Source organism: Collinsella sp. CLA-ER-H9 (assembly GCF_040092295.1).
Taxonomy (GTDB): Bacteria; Actinomycetota; Coriobacteriia; order Coriobacteriales; family Coriobacteriaceae; genus Collinsella.
The window spans coordinates 13106-30121 of the sequence record NZ_JBBNLV010000014.1 but is presented as its reverse complement, the minus strand read 5'-3'; the positions used below and the strand labels follow the sequence as shown (position 1 = coordinate 30121).

Genomic DNA, 17016 nt, shown 5'->3' with positions numbered 1-17016 from the left:
TAGAACCTCCTTACAGACCAGCGATATGGTCGGCGGGCGTCGCGACAACCTGTCCGGCGCTCTTGGTGGGACGCTTCTTTTTGGTTTCGGCCGTACCCAGCAGCCTCGCCTCAAGACCGCTCACCAAGCGCGCAAGCGGCAGGGTAATGACCAGATAGAACAGGGCGGCAACCACATACGGCGTAATGGAGCCCGTCGTGGCCACGATGGTGCGGGCGTTCATGACAATCTCGACCACGCCCACGGCAGCGAGCAGCGACGTATCCTTGTAAAGCAAGATAAACTCGCTGGTCAACGTAGGAAGGACGTTGCGGAACGTCTGCGGAATCATAACGTAGAGCAGCGTCTGGAAGGCATTCATGCCCAGCGAGCGAGCAGCCTCGTTTTGACCCTTGGGGATCGACTGAATACCGGCACGGAATATCTCGCACAGGTACGCAGACGAGTTCATGGCCATGACGATAACGCCCAAGACGTAGTCGTCAACCTTGACACCGGCAAGCGGCAGGCCAAAGAATGCAATATAGATCTGCAGGAACGCCGGCGTACCGCGGATGACATTCACGTAGATGCCGGCAAGGCAACGCAGGATGCGCGACTTGGAAATGCGCATGAGCGACAGCGCAAAGCCAAAGGGAATGGCCAACGGAAATGCCACGAGCACAATCGAGAGCGACATAAGGAAGCCCTTGAAGACGATCGGCAGGCTTTGGACCAAAATGACCGGGTTCAAGAACAGGCGCAGGAACATATTGGAGTTCCAGACCTCGACCCACGGCTGCTCCTTAAGATCGGCCAGGAAGTTATCGAATGCCGTCACGCCCTTGATCTCGACGGAAGGGATCTTGGAAATCTTCTTGGTCGAACCGTCGGCAAGCGTATAGGTTCCGCTAAAGGCCTCATCGCCGCCCTCGACGGGGAACGTCACGCCGTAAACCTCGACACGGAAAAAGCCGCCGGCAGACGCTGTCTCGCCAAAGTCGATCTTGAGCGTCTGGCCGTCAGCCTTGCACGTGGGCTTCATGGGCGTACGATCCATGAGGTCCTCGCCCGAGAGCATCGTCAATCGCGTGTCATCGGTACCAAACGTTGTGCCGTCGACAAACGTCAGCGAAAGACCGCTCAGCTCCTCGTCGGCATCGGCCTGAACTTCCCAGGTAATGCGCGTCTCGGTGCCGCCGACCACAGCGCTGCCCGAACCAGTGTTGGGTCGGGCGGTAATCTTTGCGGTCTCAAGCGCCTGGGCGGTCGCGGGCGCATATGCCCCCGCGCACACCAGCGCGAGCGCCACGGCCATGGCGCAGGCTAGCTTTTGGAGCAAGGCGGGCAGTGGAAAACGCCGCTCCGCGGCCCCTTTGTTCAGTCGAGACAAGGTGGCTCCTATCGTAGAAGTTGCCGGCAAAACGAGACGGAAATGCTCTCCGTCAAGAGAAGCGCAAAGGCCCTCTCCGCCAAAACGGAAAGGGCCCGCGCGCAATCAAGTAGCTATTTTACTTGATGTTGTACTTAGCCATGAGGGCGTCAACGGTACCGTCGTCGGTCAAATCCTTGATGGCCTGGTTGATGTCGTCCTTGAGCTTGGTATTGCCCTGGTTGATGGCGATGGCGTACTCCTCGCCGGTGCTGATCTGCTTGATGGTCTGGCAGGTGTTGAACTGCTCGGCGGTCAGCTGGCTGGCAACGGAGCGGTTGGTGACTACGGCGTCGCCCTTATCGGACTGCAGGGCGCTGAAGCACTCGGTGGCGTCCTTGTAGGGGACGATCTTGGCCTTGGGGAAGTTCTCCTGGGCAAAGGCCTCGGCGGTCGAGCCAGACTGGACGATGATGGTAGCGTCGGCGTTGTTGAGCTTCTCGCTGTAGTTGTCGGCCGTGATGTCGGTGTTATCGACCTTGGTCACGATAGCCTGATCGTCCATGTAGTAGGAATCGGAGAAAGTGACTTCATTCTCACGCTCGGGCGTGTCGGTGATAGCCGCGATGGAGACGTCATACTTGGCACCCGAAGCGACGCCCGGAACCAGCGTGTCAAAGTCATTGTTGACGTACTCGACATCCAGGCCCAGCTTGTCGCCGATAGCCTTGATGAGCTCAAGGTCAAAGCCCTGATAATCGCCGTTGTCGTCCTTGTACTCAAACGGGGCGTACTCGGCAGAGGTGCCGACGGTCAGCGTGCCGTCCTTGACGAGCGCGTACTCCTTGGAGCCGTCGACCTTCTCGACCTTTACGTCGTCAGAGCTGCTGGAACCGGCATCAGAACCAGAGGCGGCGTTGGACGAACCGCAGCCCGTCAGAGCAAGGGCGAGTGCCATGGCACCCGTGGCGGCGAATGCGCCAAGTTTCTTCAGCTTCATAATCAGTCTCCTTCCAATGACCCCGTATAATTCAGAGGTCTGCAAAAACTGAGGGTTATTATGCACCCGCTTGGGAGAATCTGCAATTAGAAAACCGATTGAAACAAACCCATAACGTGAATGGAGCACTCCACTTTATGACAGTCATTACTGCTGCAATGACCTTAGAAGTTTGATTTCAGCCGCATAACCTGCAAGTTCGTTCGGTGTCTCCAAAATGAATGGCAAGGCACGCAAACGGCCATTCGATACAATATTCTGCATAACCTGCATACCACCGCCAAACTCTTCGCTACCCAGGTAGCCCATACCGATGCATTCGTGGCGGTCCTTATGGGCGCCGCAGGGATTCTTGGAGTCATTGATATGCACGGCGCGCAAGCGCTCGATACCCACCACGCGGTCGAACTCGTCGAGCACACCGTCCAGATCATGGATGATGTCGTAGCCGGCATCGCTCACATGGCAGGTGTCCAGGCACACGCCCAACTTGGCCGACAGCTCGGGGCGCTTGTCGGCAACGCCCTCGATGATGAGCGCCAGCTCCTCAAAGCTGCGGCCCACCTCGGTGCCCTTGCCGGCCATGGTCTCGAGCAGCACCGTCGTCTGCTGCCCCTCAAACATCACCTGGCACAGGGTGTCGACGATCATCTGAATGCCGGCGTCGGAGCCCTGCCCCACATGCGCACCGGGATGGAAGTTGTAGTAGTTGCCGGGCAGCGCCTCCATGCGCCGCAGGTCCTCTGCCATGGCCTCCAGGGCAAACTCGCGCGCCCGCTCTTTGGCTGAGCAGGGGTTATAGGTATACGGGGCATGAGCCACGAGTGGGCCAAAATCATTTTGCGCCATAAGCTCGCGCAGGGCGGCCACGTCATCCATGTCAAGATCTTTCGCCTTGCCGCCGCGCGGGTTGCGCGTAAAGAATGCAAAGGTATTGGCGCCAATTGACAACGCCGTCTCTCCCATCGCCCGATAGCCCTTCGTCGTGGATAGATGACACCCGATCGTCAGCATCCCCAGCTCCCCCTCATCAGTTGCGGTGAAATAGTTCCTGTCGATGCCTTATTCTGCCGCAAACAGGAACTATTCCACCGCAAGTTATAAAAGGGGCATCAGAGATGCGGGGCACCAAGCACTACGGCTACGGGCGCCGGCGTCATGATCCCTCACGCGTCAGCGCCAGGTCCTAGAGGGCTAGACGGATTGCTTCGATAATACGCGCGCAGCGCTGTGTGGCGGCAAGGGGCATGACGGGACTCTCGAGTTTCCCCGCCCGGATGAGCTGGGTCGCATGCTGGATTTCGCCGTAGAAATCATCGACCTCAAACGGGGCATTTATTTCGAGCATTCGTCCGTCGGAGCACTTCACATGGGCGAGTTCGGGGCGATGAAGGCGCTCGATTTCCAACGAGCCCCGCTCGCAGGCAATCGTTAAGCGGCTTTCATATGCTGCTTTGCCGTCGACCACCATATGAATGGGTATACCGCCGACACTCATATGGATCTCATCGGCCCAATCCACGCGGCCGCCCGATACGTCACGCCAGCGAACTTCACGGGACGAAACCTCGCACGCGCCCGCGAGCAAATCCTCAAACCAACCGACCGCATAGCAGCCCATGTCATATAGACAGCCACCCTGCAACGGGTCGAGCAGATAACTCGAAGGAGGCTCACCATAATCGAGTTTTTGCACGCTTTCAATCGAGACAATACGGCCGAGCTCGCCCGACGCAAGCAAGACCTTCACGCGAGTATGCATCGGACAAAACCGATTTTTCATCGCCTCCATAAACGGCACACCGCACTCACGGGAAACGGAGGCGATCGCATGGGCCTCTTCTTCATTCAAAACGGCCGGCTTTTCGCACAGCACGGCCTTTCCCGCGCGCAGTGCCCGACAGACCCAATGCGCATGCATGCCATGTGGAAGAGCCAAGTAGATTGCGTCGACATCGGGGTCGGCAATCAGCGCATCATAAGCCGCATCGCCGCTATCGTCAGCCGTGGCATAACTGTGCGCGGCATCAATCGAAAACGCTCGGCAAAATTCCTCGACATGTGCAGGAGTGCGGCCGGCCGCAGCCACCAGCCGTGCCCCGTCGACCTTCTTGAGCGACGATGCAAATCGATGAGAAATGCGTCCAGCGCCCAAAACGCCCCAACGAACCTCACGTAAATCATCACATGAATCCCGATGGCCCACGACAGCCCCCTTCAGTTGCGGTGAAATAGTTCCTGTCGATGCCTTATTCTGCCGCAAGCAGGAACTATTCCACCGCAAGTTATAAAAGGGTCACGAGGAGCGCGTTTTGCCGAAGGCCTTAAGCACCGCCGTCACGGGGCCAGGCTGAAAACGGCGGCGTACGTCGTCCAAGCGCCCGGGGATATCGATGTGCTGCGGGCAATGCCGCGCGCATTTGCCGCACTTGACGCAATTGCTCACCAGCTTGGGCTCGTTCGTCCGCACCGCGCTCGCCGTAAAGTATTGAGACAGCCCCGCAAACCAGCTGTGCGCATAGCTTGCGTTGTAGGCAGCAAAACACCCAGGGATATTGATGCCTTTAGGACACGGCATGCAATAGCCGCATCCCGTGCAGGGCACGCGATTCGATTTTTCAAACTCCCTCAGCACGCGTGCGATGGCATCGAGCTGAGCAGCCGTCATCGAATCCGGCAGGGCCCGATCGGCCAACGCCGCGTTCTCATCCACTTGCGCGATATCGGTCATACCCGAAAGCAGCATCGTCACCTGAGGATGGTTCCACACCCACGAAAGCCCCCAGGCGGCCGGAGTGCGCAAATGCGGGTCACGGGCGCCATCGAGCACAGCGCGTGCCCGCGGCGGAAGTTTGCCCGCTAGACGACCGCCCAGCAGTGGCTCCATCACAAACACCGCAAGACCGCGCTCCGCAGCCGCCATGAGTCCTGCCGTTCCCGCTTGGTAACGCTCGCCGGCATAGTTGTACTGGATCTGGCAAAAATCCCAGTCATATGCGTCAAGCACCGTCAGGAAATCCGCCGCGCTGCCGTGATACGAAAAACCAATCTGGCGAATGCGCCCCGCCGCCTTTTGACGCGCGATCCAGTCCTCGATGCCCAACGCCACCACACGTTTCCACTGGGCGGGCGAGGTGATGTTGTGCATAAGGTAATAGTCGATATGGTCAGTCCGCAGCCGACGCAGCTGTTCGTCAAAGAACCGGTCGAAATCCTCCGCGCATTTGCACGAAGCATGCGGCAGCTTGGTCGCGAGCAAAACCTGGTCGCGTAGGCCTAGGCGCTCAAGCGAAGCGCCCACGCAAGCCTCGTTGCCGGGATAGAGATAGGCCGTGTCCAGGTAGTTAATCCCCTGCTCCACTGCACGGGAGATGATGGCGTCGGCTGTCTTCGCATCCGGGCGTCCCGGCGCACCGGGAAACCTCATGCAGCCCAGCCCCAACGCCGAGATACGGTTACCGCTTTTGGGGTCAACGCGATATTGCACGGCCCCTCCTCCCCCATCGAAGCCCTGATAAGGCGAAACAAACCTGTCACGTCATCGAAGCACATCGGAATCGCAATCGAGAACGTATCGTAACGCAGCAGAAATCAGGCCGTCACGGCACCGCTTTAACATCAGCAAAAAGCCCGATGAAAGGAGGCAAGCGTGGCCACGCGTGAGGACGCCTACCCCTATCCCGGCGAGCAATACATCCTCTCGGTCGACTGTTACCAGACCGAGATCATGGACCATCTGGACGAGCTTCCCGCCACAGGCGCCGTCATCTTCTGCACCTTCCCCAAGGCGCGCGATGGCGTTGGATATCCCGCACGCGTTTTTGCCATCTGCCCCGCGGCATAAGTTCTCATGCGTTTGTTCTTCTAAATTCCGCCTCCGGTGCACGCTACATGCTCCAGCGGCATACAATCCACCGGGCGCTCCGCACGCGGGCGCCTTTTTGTGAGGAGATGATTCACGTGCAGATCAACAAGGTTGCCTTTATCGGCAAGGGCGGCGTCGGGCTACTCTACGGCAGCATGATCGCCCAGGCACTCGGCGACGATGCCGTCGAATACGTCATGGACGACGCCCGTTTCGAGCGTCACGCAGGCGACGCCCTTACGGTCAACGGCGAGCCCTGCGCACTCAAGTCCGTGCGCGTCAGTGAGGCAACGCCCGCCGATCTGGTCATTCTCACGGTCAAGACGACGGGACTCAACCAAGCACTCAAGACTATGGAGCGCGTCGTGGGACCCAACACGCTCATCGCCTCGCTGTGCAACGGCATTACGAGCGAGCAAAAGATTGCCGAGCGCTTTGGCTGGAAGCACACCGTCCTGGGCATCTGCCAGGGCATGGATGCCGTGTTCCTCGACGGAGAGCTCACCTTTACCAATGCGGGCGAGATTCGCTTTGGCGCGGCAGCGGGCACCGAGCCCGCAACCGTCACCGCCATCGACGAGCTCTACACACGCTGCGGCATCGCCCATACCGTCGAGAGCGACATTGCGCACCGCATGTGGGCCAAACTCATGCTCAACGATGGTATCAACCAGACGTGCATGGCCTACGGCGGAACGTATGGAAGCGCCACAGAGGCCGGCTCCGAGCAGCGCCACTGCTTTGTCTCCGCCATGCGAGAGACACTTGCGGTCGCCAATGCCGAGGGCATTGAGCTGACCGAGGCAGACCTGACGCAGATGGTGCACCTCATCGAGGGAATCGACCCCACCGGTATGCCCTCGATGGCGCAGGACCGCATCGCACAACGAAAGACCGAAGTCGAGGAGTTCGCGGGCACCATTTGCCGCCTGGCCGCCAAACACGATATCCAAGTGCCGCAAAACGATTGGCTCTACCAGAGGATTCGCGAAATAGAAGGCAGCTGGTAGCCTCGGCCGCATCGCGACGTGCGCAATACAAGCAGACAGGCCTTCGCGAGGATTCCGTCATTCGCGAAGGCCTGTTGCATTTAGCTCGAGGCTAAAACTGAGGCTTATTTTGCGATTCCGGAACCTCGTCCTCGTCATCGCGGCAAAGTAGCACGCCGGCGCTTCCCAGCAACGCCGCTGCAATCAAGGCGCCCACAATCACAGGAGCGGCGCCCGTAGCGGACTGCAAGCCGGCAGTTAACGCCGCCGTCGGACCAAGGCATCCGATCAAAAGGGCAACGACGGCAATAGCGACATCTCGAGCGTTCATGGAACCACTTCCTCCACGAGAAAGACTTTGTTTCTCGTGACTTAGTGTGCCCCGCGCCCATATGCGCGGCGTACTGCCACGGTAAGCGCTCTGTTAACTCAAATGCATACATAGAACGGGCGCCCTTACGTTGCCCTAAAGCTCGGTAAAGACGCCCGTCCGCCAAATATCCGTGATGCAGAAAAATTACCAGCCAGTGTAGTAGTCGGTGGTTCCGGCAGCGCAGCCGGAGTCATAGACCTTGCACTCGCCCTTGGATCCGGTAAACGTGGAGCCCTGAGCCTTATCGCCCGCGGCCACGACGTAGTAACCATCGGAATCGCGCCAAAAGCCCTCGGAATCCTGGGTCCACTCGCCCGTGCGGTGGTGATACAACACGTTGCTGCTGTAATAGGTCTCACGACGACCGTTATAGTTATTGACGCCGCTCGAGCGCGTCAGGCCCGAGCCGTTCGCGTAATACGCAGCAGACGCGTAAGACGAGCCGGAGCCGGCGTTGTAATACGAAGCCTGAACGGCCTCAGCGGCCTCGGCTTCGGCAGCCGCAGCCTCGAGCGCCTCGCGCTTAGCATCCTCGAGCGCGGAGCGAAGCTCGTCGAGCTCGGCCGACTTCGCGTCGACCTCCTCCATCGTCAAAAGACTGCCCGCACCATCGATACAACCTTGCAGTACAGCGCGCTCGTCATCGGTGGCATAGTCGCCGTACATGTTCATGATGATCTGGGCGCGGACCTCCAGGGAATCGCGCTTGGCCCCCATAGAGGCGTTCCACTCCTGCATGGAGCCAAAGCCGTCGCCGCGATAGTCGACGGGCTGCATCAGCGTCGCCTCGGACGGCGTGGATCCGACCGTATCGGATAGTGTTGCCGCGTGGGCATCAGTTGCGCCGGCGCCCGTCAAAAGTGCCACGGTCAGAGCGGCGGAAAGGGCGGCGGCTTTCGGTTTTCGTGAATCAATCCTCATGTAGCTGGAAACCTCCGTAGTGCGTTTTTGCTGCGTTTGAGCTGCGTGTGATTCGATCGCGCTGCATAGTACCCCGAGCAAATCGCGACCTGCGGTTTTTCTCAAAAGGCGCACGTCATTTGCGTAAAACTCACATCCTCTCAACAGGAGTTTTCCACATCTCGATTGCATAAAGCGTGCCAAAAACCCTGTTTTTGCACCCTCTCTATGCAAAAAAGGCGCCTGTGCGACCATTGTTCGCACAGGCGCCTTGAGCAGGCATTTTATGCAGTTATACCTATCGAGTCGCAAGGGGTCCTTGCACAAGTCGCCTTACTCGTCCAGTGCGGCAAAGGCCTGCTTCAGATCCCAAATGATGTCCTCGGCGTTCTCGGTACCGATGGAAAGACGGATCGTGGAGGGCGTGATGTCCTGCTCGGCGAGCTCCTCGGCAGAGAGCTGGGAGTGCGTGGTGGTAGCCGGGTGCACGACGAGCGACTTGACGTCGGCCACGTTGGCGAGCAGCGAGAACACCTGCAGATGATCGATGAACTTCCAAGCTGCCTCCTGGCCACCCTTAATCTCAAAGGTAAAGATCGAGGCACCGCCGTTGGGGAAGTACTTCTGGTACAGCTCATGGTCGGGATGCTCGGGCAGGCTCGGGTGGTTCACCTTGGCGACGTGGCTGTCACCGGTCAGGAACTCAACGACCTTCTTGGTGTTCTCGACATGACGGTCAACACGCAGCGACAGAGTCTCGGTGCCCTGGAGCAGGACCCAGGCGTTGAACGGGCTGATGCAGGCACCCTCGTCACGCAGCAGGATAGCGCGGACATAGGTTGCAAAGGCGGCGGGACCGGCAGCCTCGGCAAACGAAACACCGTGGTAGGAGGGGTTGGGCTCAGCGATCTGGGCGTACTTGCCACTCGCCTTCCAATCGAAGTTACCGCCGTCGACGATCACACCGCCCAGCGAGGTGCCGTGGCCGCCGATAAACTTGGTTGCGGAGTGGACGACGATGTTGGCACCATGCTCCAGCGGACGGAACAGATACGGGGTGCCGAAGGTGTTGTCGACGATAACCGGCAGGCCATGCTTCTTGGCGATCTCGGAGATGGCGTCGATGTTGGGGATGTCGGAGTTGGGGTTACCGAGCGTCTCGAGATAGATGACCGTGGTGTTGTCCTTGATGGCGCCCTCGACCTCGTCCAGGTTATGGGCATCGACGAAGGTGGTCTCGACACCAAACTGGGAGAGCGTGTGCTCCAGCAGGTTGTAGGAACCGCCGTAGATGGTCTTCTGGGCGACCACGTGGTCACCGGCCTGGGCGAGGGCCTGCAGGGTATAGGTGATGGCGGCGGCGCCAGAGGCGACGGCGAGGCCAGCAACGCCGCCCTCGAGCGCAGCGATACGGTCCTCGAAGACGCCCTGGGTGGAGTTGGTCAGACGGCCGTAGATGTTACCGGCGTCGGCAAGACCAAAGCGGTCGGCGGCGTGCTGGGAGTTGCGGAACACATAGCTCGTGGTTTGATAGATAGGCACAGCACGGGAGTCGGATGCAGGATCGGCGCTCTCCTGGCCAACGTGCAGCTGCAGGGTATCGAAACCAAAGGTGTGCTCGGGGTTGTTGATAAACTGGCTCATGATGATCTCCTTGATCGAAGAAAGTAATAAGAGTAAGAGAAGTAAGTCGCTGTCTCCTGATCACGCCGACGGGCGCAAACAGGAGCCCGGCATTCGTCTTGGTAAGCAATTCATATGCGGGCCTCCTTTCGCATCCCGGTTCCTTGGTCGGCTTAATTACCTACCGCCTTTGTGTGTTTTGAATAGTACGAGCATTGTTTTGCTCGGTCAATCACTTAAAAGCGCTAACTTGTTATCGGTTTTTTAGATAGCTATCGAAAGGATGGGCGCCGATGACCCTCCAGCAACTTCGTTTTTTGATCGCCGTGGCAGAGTCCGGATCGATCAACGCCGCAGCCCAGCGCCTTTATACGGCACAGTCCAACATCTCAAACGCTGTCAAAAGCCTGGAACAGGAGCTCCATCTGGAGATCTTTACGCGCTCCAGCCGCGGCGTCACGCTCACCAACGACGGCACCGAGCTATTGGGCTATGCGCGCCAGGTCGTAGAGCAGGCCGACATGCTCGAGGCACGCTACGAGGACGGCGGCACACCCCAGGCGCGCCTTGCCGTCTCGGCCCAGCACTACGCTTTTTCGGTCAAGGCCTTTGTCAACGTCGTCGAGCGCTGCCGCGACAGTAAGTTTGAGTTCATCATGCGCGAGACCACCACCTCGCAGATCATCGACGACGTCCGCGCATTTCGCAGCGATATCGGCATTCTGTACCTGGATGACTTTAACGCCCGCGTTCTGCAGAAGGCCTTCGCCGATGCCCGCGCAAGCTTCCATCCCCTCTTCGACGCGACGGTCCACGTCTTCGTTAGCGAACGCCACCCGCTCGCACGCCGCCCTCAGCTGTCCCTTGCCGACCTCACGCCCTATACGCGCTACAGCTTTGAGCAGGGAACCTCAAACTCCTTCTATTACGCCGAGGAACCTTTTAGCTATATCCCTTGCGACCGCAACATACGAATCTCGGACCGCGGAACACTTACTAACTTACTTATCACGTCGAACGGTTACACCCTGTCGACCGGTGTCCTTTCCAATGAAATGCAGTGGGGTATGGCATCGATCCCGTTAGCAGACGCCCCAACGATGCACGTAGGATATATCATGCACGACGAGCGCAAGCCCTCTCCTCTCTTGCGGCAATACCTCGACGAGCTCAACCGCATCATCCATGCCAACTAACTGTCGGAAGACGGGATAGAAATCGTAAATTGCTAGCCCCCGGCAGGCATGGCGCTACAATGGTCACTCACACGAAGCGTACCCAACGAAAGGAACCATGTGAAGGTCATCATCTATACCGACGGCTCGGCCCGATCAAATCCGGGACGCGGCGGCTACGGCGCCGTGCTCAAGTACACCAACCCCGCCGGCAAGACCTTCACCTCCGAGCTTTCGCGTGGCTACGCCAAGACCACTAACAACCGCATGGAGCTCATGGCGGTCATCGTGGCGCTCGAGGCACTTAACCGCCCCTGCGAGGTCGAGGTCCATTCCGATTCGCAATACGTCGTCAACGCCTTCAACAAACACTGGATCGACGGCTGGAAAAAGCGCGGGTGGAAAACTGCCAACAAGCAGCCCGTCAAGAACCGCGACCTGTGGGAGCGCCTGCTTGCCGCAAAGAGCAAGCATAAGGTGGAGTTCATCTGGGTTAAGGGGCATGCCGGCCACGAGCTCAATGAGCGCTGCGACGAGCTCGCCACCACCGCGGCCGACGGAGCCAACCTCGATATCGACACCGGCTTTAGCGAGAGCGACCTGTAACGGCGTTTTCGCACGCTTTTATGTCCTCCCGCGCTACACTCGTCCTGTAGGCCAAACAACGCAAGGGGGACACATGCTGCGCATCGCAACCATCGGCACATCCATGATCACCGACGACTTTATCCAAGTCGTCAATGCCAACGACCAGGCTACATTCGTAGGCACGCTCTCGCGCGACGCAGATCGTGGCGCCGCCTTTACCGCCGAACACGGCGGCGAACGCAACTTCACCGCACTTGACGAGCTTGCGTCCGCCGACGACGTCGACGCCGTCTACATCGGCAGCCCCAACGCGCTCCATCACGAGCAGGCGCTCGCCTGCATCGCCGGTGGCAAGCACGTCATCGTCGAGAAGCCCTTCTGCGCCACCGAAGCGCAGGCACTGGAAGTCTTCCGCGCTGCCGAGGCAGCAGGCGTCGTGGCCCTCGAGGCCATGCGCCCGCTTCACGACCCCGCCTTCCACGCCATTGAGGACGCTCTGGGCGAGATTGCGCCCATTCGCCGCGCCTCACTGCGCTTTGGCAAGTATTCCTCACGCTACAACGAAATCCTCGCTGGACGCGCCACCAATATCTTCGACTGCAATATGGCATCGGGTTCCCTCATGGACATTGGCGTCTACGCCGTCGAGCCCATGGTCGAGATTTTCGGCATGCCCTCTGGTCTCACCAGCATGACCACGCTGCTCGACCCCTCAACGCAAGAGCTCACCCATGGCCCCATCGACGGTTGCGGTTCCATTCTCGCCAGCTATGGCGGTGGCCGTATCTCCGTCGAGCTCGCGCACTCCAAAATTACGAATGACCTGCTGCCCTCGCAGATCGAAGGCGAGCGTGGCACTATCCAGATCGACCATCTGTCCACGCCCCGCAACGTCCGCATCGACTATCGCGGCGACGTCGTACGCGGCTCGGCGACCGAGGCACCGCGCGAACAGGACGACAACGGCCGCGCGCTCGATCTGCCCAAATCGAGCAACACTATGGAATACGAACTCATAGACTTTGTCACCGCCATCGGTAACATCGATAACGTTAAGGAAGAGATCTGGGAGACCCCAGCGGGACGCCACGAGCTCGGCCACTACCGCGATGTCACGCTCGTCTCGCTCCGCATCATGGATGCCGTGCGTCAGCAGGCCGGCATTACCTTCCCCGCCGATTCAGTCAAGCAGGCCTAGCGATGGGCCTCTTCGATACGTTCTTCTCCAGCGTCACCGGCAGCAGTCGAGAGCCTCAAAAACCATCAAACATCGAGCTCGAGCTGCGCCGCAGGCTTACTGTGCTCGCAAGCGACGAGGCCACTCAAGACACTCCGCAGCGCTATTTTCTGCGGTGGGAGGGCCAAGTCCAGGGCGTTGGTTTTCGCTTTGCCAACACCAACCTCGCGCAGGCACGCGCACTCACCGGCTGGGTGCGTAACATGGAAGACGGCTCCGTCGAGATGGAGATACAGGGGGCTCCGGCAAACATCCTATCTCATCTCGAGGCGCTTCATGCCTCCTACGAGCGCATGGGAACGCGTTTTCGCCTCGCAGACGCCCAGGCCCGAGCCCCACTTACCAATGAAGACGGTTTCAGTCCTCGTTATTAGTATTGTGTGCTAAATACGGTATCATTTACCTACGACCGTTGACAGAAAAGAGGCGAGGCGCATGGCGGTGCAAAGAAGAAACACCAAGCAGCGGAAGCTGGTTCTTGACGCCGTGCGCCAAAGCTATAACCACCCCACCGCCGATGAGATCTACAACGCCGTGCGCGCGCAGGATGACAAAATCAGCCGCGGTACGGTCTACCGCAATCTCAATCTCTTGGCCGACGCCGGGGAGATCCTCTCCATCAAGACACCGGGCGGCAGCCGCTTCGATCGCACCATCGAGCCGCATGCGCATATCATCTGCACCTCGTGCAGCCGCGTCATCGACGTACCGCTCCCCTTCGATGCCCAACTCGACGCCAAGGCGTCCGAGCAAATCGGCTGGAACGTCACCTCGCACTACACCATCTTCGAGGGCCTCTGCCCCAACTGTAGGTAGATTTTGGGACATGCCTACTCAGCAAGTAGACGACGCAGCTCTTCTTCAACCGCGCGCACGTAGCGGACACGGTCATTGACACCGCGCATGCTGGGATTGCAGTCCTCCATCAGATAGGGATGGCCCACCACGTTGAGCATGTCGCGATCGTTTTCGTTATCGCCAAACGCCATCATTTCGTTAGGTGAGATCCCCAGCGCGCAACCATAATCGGCAAGCGCGGACCCTTTGCCCGAATCAAAGCCGATAAAATCGGTCCATTCGGTTCCCGACGTCATCACGTCGACACGGTCGCTAAAGAGGCGCTCGAAATACTCCAGCGCCGCCGGCTGCTCTGTCTCGGGCGTTTGAAACGCAATCTTAATGACATCCTCGTCAATGTCCTCGGGACGGTCGACCACCGCCACATCGCAGTGGACCTCGTAACGCAAATGGTCGACGAACGCATCGTTGCCGCTCATGGTATAGAGGTGCCCCTCACACGAAAGGGTCACGTCGGCATGGGGAAAGGCGACCACGGCATTCGCGATATCCATAGCAAGGCTACGCTCCATGGAACGCTTGACAACGGCATGCCCCTCGCTCATCACCAGGGCTCCGTTTTCGCACACATAGGCGAGCTCATCGGCCACCGGGGCAAACAGATAGCGCAAGCTCGCATATTGACGGCCGCTCGCCGGCATAAACACGATACCGCGACGATGCAGCTCATCGATGAGCTCAAAGGCCTCGGAACGCGGCTCGCGCTCCCCCGGATGCAGCAACGTGCCGTCCAAATCGCAGGCGATCAGCTTGATTCCCTCAAGACCCATATGCTTCCCCCAAAGTCTCTCATCAACAGCAAGACGGACTTTGAATGGCAATCCCTCAAAGCCCGTCTTGCGCATACGCGCGCTTAGCCGCGCGTCTTTTTTACGATCGTAAAGTCTGAAGCCATACTCACAACAACATCCGCCGCGCTCGATGCAAAGCGTCGACTGGCATCGAGCTCGCGTGCGACCACCGAGAGCCGAACGCCCCCAATGCCCCGGAGCATACGACCCAAAACCGGTTGCACCGGCGTATACATGCGCACGGTATGCTCGTCCGAGTCACCCCGGAAGAGCGGCGCATGCATGTTGCCGATCTCCCAGCACGCATGTGCGAGCACAATCGGATCCATGCGGTCGACTTCGACCAAATAGACCTCGGCGCTGCGCAGGCGCACGACAACCGCTACGGGCACCGCGCCCGTGCGGTCAATAGCAAGCACGTCACCGTCGGCAAGACGCTCGCCATCAGTGGCATCCAGCCGGGCATTCACCGTGCGCCCCAGCTCCGTCACGCCCACAAACAGGCGCGCATCAGCCTGGTCCCAATCGAGTAGCAGCTCGTCAACCTCAAAGACGCCACCCAGCTCCCGACGAAGCAGGAGTTCATAGGACGGGTCGTTGAGATTTCCCAAGCGCTCCGTAGCTACCAGGTCCACGGACATCAACTAGTCCTCGACCTCGACGAGCTCGATATCAAAGTTGAGGTCCTTGCCGGCGAGCTCGTGGTTGGCGTCGAGCGTCACGGCCTCGGCCGTCACATCGATGACCACGGCGGGGACGGGCATGCCGCTCGGCGTGGACAGGAAGAGCTTCATGCCCTTCTCGATCTGCTCGATATTGGGAACCTGCTCGGCCGGGAAGGTGATAACCATCTCGGGGTTGCGCTCGCCGTAGGCATCGACAGCAGGAATGTGCACGGTCTTCTTCTCGCCCACCTGCATGTCGACAACAGCGGCGTCGAAGCCCTTGATCATCTGGCCGGCGCCGCAGGTGAACTCCAGCGGCTCGCCGCGATCGTAGGAGCTATCGAACTGCGTGCCGTCGTCGAGCGTGCCGCGATAATGGGTCTTGACCTTCTTGCCCTGGTTGGACATGGTAACCTCCGTGATAAGGGCGGCGCACAACGCGGGCCGCCGTGAACATATGGCGCTAACTATACCCTAGTCATACAATTCAAAGACAGTTTGCAAAGAAACGCTGCAACCGGAGGAACCATGGCATATCCCGTATTTGACCTACACTGCGACACCGCCGACCGCATCGGCTGGGCCACGCTCGATCTCGACCTGCGCTTTACCGCCGGCACCGACGGCTATTTCCCCGGCGACGAAACGCATCCGCAGGATTTCGACCTCATCGAGGGCAACGCCTGCGCCATCTCGCTCGCAAAGATCGGCAACACGCCGTGGGCACAGTGCTTCGCCACGTTTGTCCCCGACGAGATTCCCACCGCCCACGCCGCACGCTTCCAAGCACAGATCATGGCGCACATGAGCGGCCAGGCAATGCTCAACCACGACCGCATGGTCAACGTACGCAGCGCCGCTGACATTCGCCCTGCACTCAAAGACGGCAAGGTCGCCTGCATCCACACCATCGAAAACGCCACGTTCTTTGCCGAGGACCCCGCGCTGATCGAGGCGCTCAAGAGCCTGGGCGTACTCATGTCATCGCTCAGCTGGAACGCGCAGGGACCGCTCGCGAGCGGCCACGACACCCACGCCGGCCTCACCGCCGCCGGCATCGAGGCGCTTACGCAGATGGAACACGCCGGCATGATACTCGACGTCTCCCACCTCAACGATGAGTGCTTTGACGAGGTTGTCGCCCACGCCACGCGCCCCTTCGTCGCCAGCCACTCCAACTCCCGTGCGGTTTGCGGCGTCAAGCGCAACCTCACCGACGACCAGTTCCGTACCATTCGCGACATGGGCGGCATCGTCGGCCTCAACTACTGCAGCGAGTTCCTCTCCAACGAAGCAACCGACGAGACCGCCGCAGATGTCACCTTCGACCAGCTGGCAGCCCATATCGAACACTGGCTCGACCTGGGCGGCGAAGATGTCATCGCGCTCGGCGGCGACTGGGACGGCGCCAAGGTACCCGACTTCCTCTCCGATGCCAGCAAGATGCCCGAGTTCCAGAACATGCTTTCCAAGCACTTTGGCAAGACCGTGATGCAAAAGCTCTGCAGCGACAACGCCCTTGCCTTCTTCGAGCGTTATTAATTTCACATCCCTTGAGCGGGCCGGTATGCCGAGCGATCGACATGCCGGCCCGTCCCCAA

Annotated in this window: 19 protein-coding genes; 8 read left to right on the top strand and 11 right to left on the bottom strand. The window is 59.4% G+C overall.

All coding sequences use genetic code 11. The annotated features are described in order from the left end of the window. Nucleotides 1-10 precede the first annotated feature (10 nt). From AAAX73_RS07970 to AAAX73_RS07950, 5 genes are all read right to left on the bottom strand, one after another. The gene (locus AAAX73_RS07970; RefSeq protein WP_349125586.1) at nt 11-1372 is read right to left on the bottom strand and encodes an ABC transporter permease subunit; all 1362 of its coding nucleotides are present in this window, start codon (nt 1370-1372) and stop codon (nt 11-13) included. 118 nt (nt 1373-1490) lie between these two features. Continuing rightward, nucleotides 1491-2351, bottom strand: a complete 861-nt coding sequence (locus AAAX73_RS07965) for an ABC transporter substrate-binding protein (RefSeq protein ID WP_349125585.1) — start codon at nt 2349-2351, stop codon at nt 1491-1493. 147 nt (nt 2352-2498) lie between these two features. Further along, nucleotides 2499-3365 (bottom strand): deoxyribonuclease IV, encoded by an 867-nt coding sequence (locus AAAX73_RS07960; RefSeq protein WP_349125584.1) that lies wholly within the window; start codon nt 3363-3365, stop codon nt 2499-2501. A gap of 172 nt (nt 3366-3537) precedes the next feature. Beyond that, complete coding sequence (locus tag AAAX73_RS07955) at nt 3538-4557, bottom strand: Gfo/Idh/MocA family oxidoreductase (protein ID WP_349125583.1); 1020 nt, start codon at nt 4555-4557, stop codon at nt 3538-3540. Between the two features lie 90 nt (nt 4558-4647). After that, nucleotides 4648-5838 (bottom strand): aldo/keto reductase, encoded by a 1191-nt coding sequence (locus tag AAAX73_RS07950; protein WP_349125582.1) that lies wholly within the window; start codon nt 5836-5838, stop codon nt 4648-4650. A gap of 162 nt (nt 5839-6000) precedes the next feature. Between AAAX73_RS07950 and AAAX73_RS07945 the strand changes: the two genes are divergently transcribed. Both AAAX73_RS07945 and AAAX73_RS07940 read left to right on the top strand, forming a co-directional pair. Further along, a complete protein-coding gene (locus AAAX73_RS07945; protein WP_118081872.1) occupies nt 6001-6195 on the top strand; it encodes a hypothetical protein in 195 nt (64 codons plus the stop codon). A 107-nt stretch (nt 6196-6302) separates the two neighbouring features. Next, a complete protein-coding gene (locus AAAX73_RS07940; protein WP_349125581.1) occupies nt 6303-7226 on the top strand; it encodes a ketopantoate reductase family protein in 924 nt (307 codons plus the stop codon). 91 nt (nt 7227-7317) lie between these two features. On the opposite strand, the gene AAAX73_RS07935 is transcribed toward AAAX73_RS07940, so the two are convergent. The 3 genes from AAAX73_RS07935 to AAAX73_RS07925 all read right to left on the bottom strand — a co-directional run bounded on the left by AAAX73_RS07935 (nt 7318) and on the right by AAAX73_RS07925 (nt 10122). After that, nucleotides 7318-7536 (bottom strand): hypothetical protein, encoded by a 219-nt coding sequence (locus AAAX73_RS07935; protein WP_117640812.1) that lies wholly within the window; start codon nt 7534-7536, stop codon nt 7318-7320. A gap of 186 nt (nt 7537-7722) precedes the next feature. Next, nucleotides 7723-8499, bottom strand: coding sequence for a hypothetical protein (locus AAAX73_RS07930; RefSeq protein ID WP_147350682.1), 777 nt, complete (start codon nt 8497-8499; stop codon nt 7723-7725). Nucleotides 8500-8811: 312 nt separating this feature from the next. Then, complete coding sequence (locus AAAX73_RS07925) at nt 8812-10122, bottom strand: O-acetylhomoserine aminocarboxypropyltransferase/cysteine synthase family protein (RefSeq protein WP_349125580.1); 1311 nt, start codon at nt 10120-10122, stop codon at nt 8812-8814. A 272-nt stretch (nt 10123-10394) separates the two neighbouring features. Here AAAX73_RS07925 and AAAX73_RS07920 point away from each other — a divergent pair, with 272 nt between their 5' ends. The 5 genes from AAAX73_RS07920 (at nt 10395) to AAAX73_RS07900 (ending at nt 13917) form a co-directional block, all read left to right on the top strand. Next, nucleotides 10395-11297, top strand: a complete 903-nt coding sequence (locus tag AAAX73_RS07920) for a LysR family transcriptional regulator (RefSeq protein ID WP_349125579.1) — start codon at nt 10395-10397, stop codon at nt 11295-11297. 48 nt (nt 11298-11345) lie between these two features. Next, the gene (gene rnhA / locus AAAX73_RS07915; RefSeq protein ID WP_118081880.1) at nt 11346-11882 is read left to right on the top strand and encodes a ribonuclease HI; all 537 of its coding nucleotides are present in this window, start codon (nt 11346-11348) and stop codon (nt 11880-11882) included. A 73-nt stretch (nt 11883-11955) separates the two neighbouring features. Next, nucleotides 11956-13062, top strand: coding sequence for a Gfo/Idh/MocA family oxidoreductase (locus tag AAAX73_RS07910; RefSeq protein ID WP_349125578.1), 1107 nt, complete (start codon nt 11956-11958; stop codon nt 13060-13062). 2 nt (nt 13063-13064) lie between these two features. Continuing rightward, nucleotides 13065-13475 carry an acylphosphatase gene (locus AAAX73_RS07905; RefSeq protein ID WP_349125577.1) on the top strand — a complete coding sequence of 137 codons (411 nt, stop codon included), beginning with the start codon at nt 13065-13067 and terminating at the stop codon, nt 13473-13475. Between the two features lie 61 nt (nt 13476-13536). Continuing rightward, a complete protein-coding gene (locus AAAX73_RS07900) occupies nt 13537-13917 on the top strand; it encodes a transcriptional repressor (RefSeq protein ID WP_006234400.1) in 381 nt (126 codons plus the stop codon). A gap of 14 nt (nt 13918-13931) precedes the next feature. Here the strand turns inward: AAAX73_RS07900 and AAAX73_RS07895 are convergent, their stop codons facing one another. From AAAX73_RS07895 to AAAX73_RS07885, 3 genes are all read right to left on the bottom strand, one after another. After that, the gene (locus tag AAAX73_RS07895; protein WP_349125576.1) at nt 13932-14729 is read right to left on the bottom strand and encodes an HAD family hydrolase; all 798 of its coding nucleotides are present in this window, start codon (nt 14727-14729) and stop codon (nt 13932-13934) included. Between the two features lie 83 nt (nt 14730-14812). Next, the gene (locus AAAX73_RS07890) at nt 14813-15391 is read right to left on the bottom strand and encodes a hypothetical protein (RefSeq protein WP_349125575.1); all 579 of its coding nucleotides are present in this window, start codon (nt 15389-15391) and stop codon (nt 14813-14815) included. Nucleotides 15392-15394: 3 nt separating this feature from the next. Next, nucleotides 15395-15823 (bottom strand): peptidylprolyl isomerase, encoded by a 429-nt coding sequence (locus tag AAAX73_RS07885; RefSeq protein ID WP_349125574.1) that lies wholly within the window; start codon nt 15821-15823, stop codon nt 15395-15397. A 120-nt stretch (nt 15824-15943) separates the two neighbouring features. On the opposite strand from AAAX73_RS07885, the gene AAAX73_RS07880 reads away from it, so the two are divergent. Further along, nucleotides 15944-16957: a membrane dipeptidase gene (locus AAAX73_RS07880; RefSeq protein WP_349125573.1), complete on the top strand. Its 1014-nt coding sequence runs from the start codon at nt 15944-15946 to the stop codon at nt 16955-16957. The last annotated feature ends 59 nt before the right edge of the window (nt 16958-17016 follow it).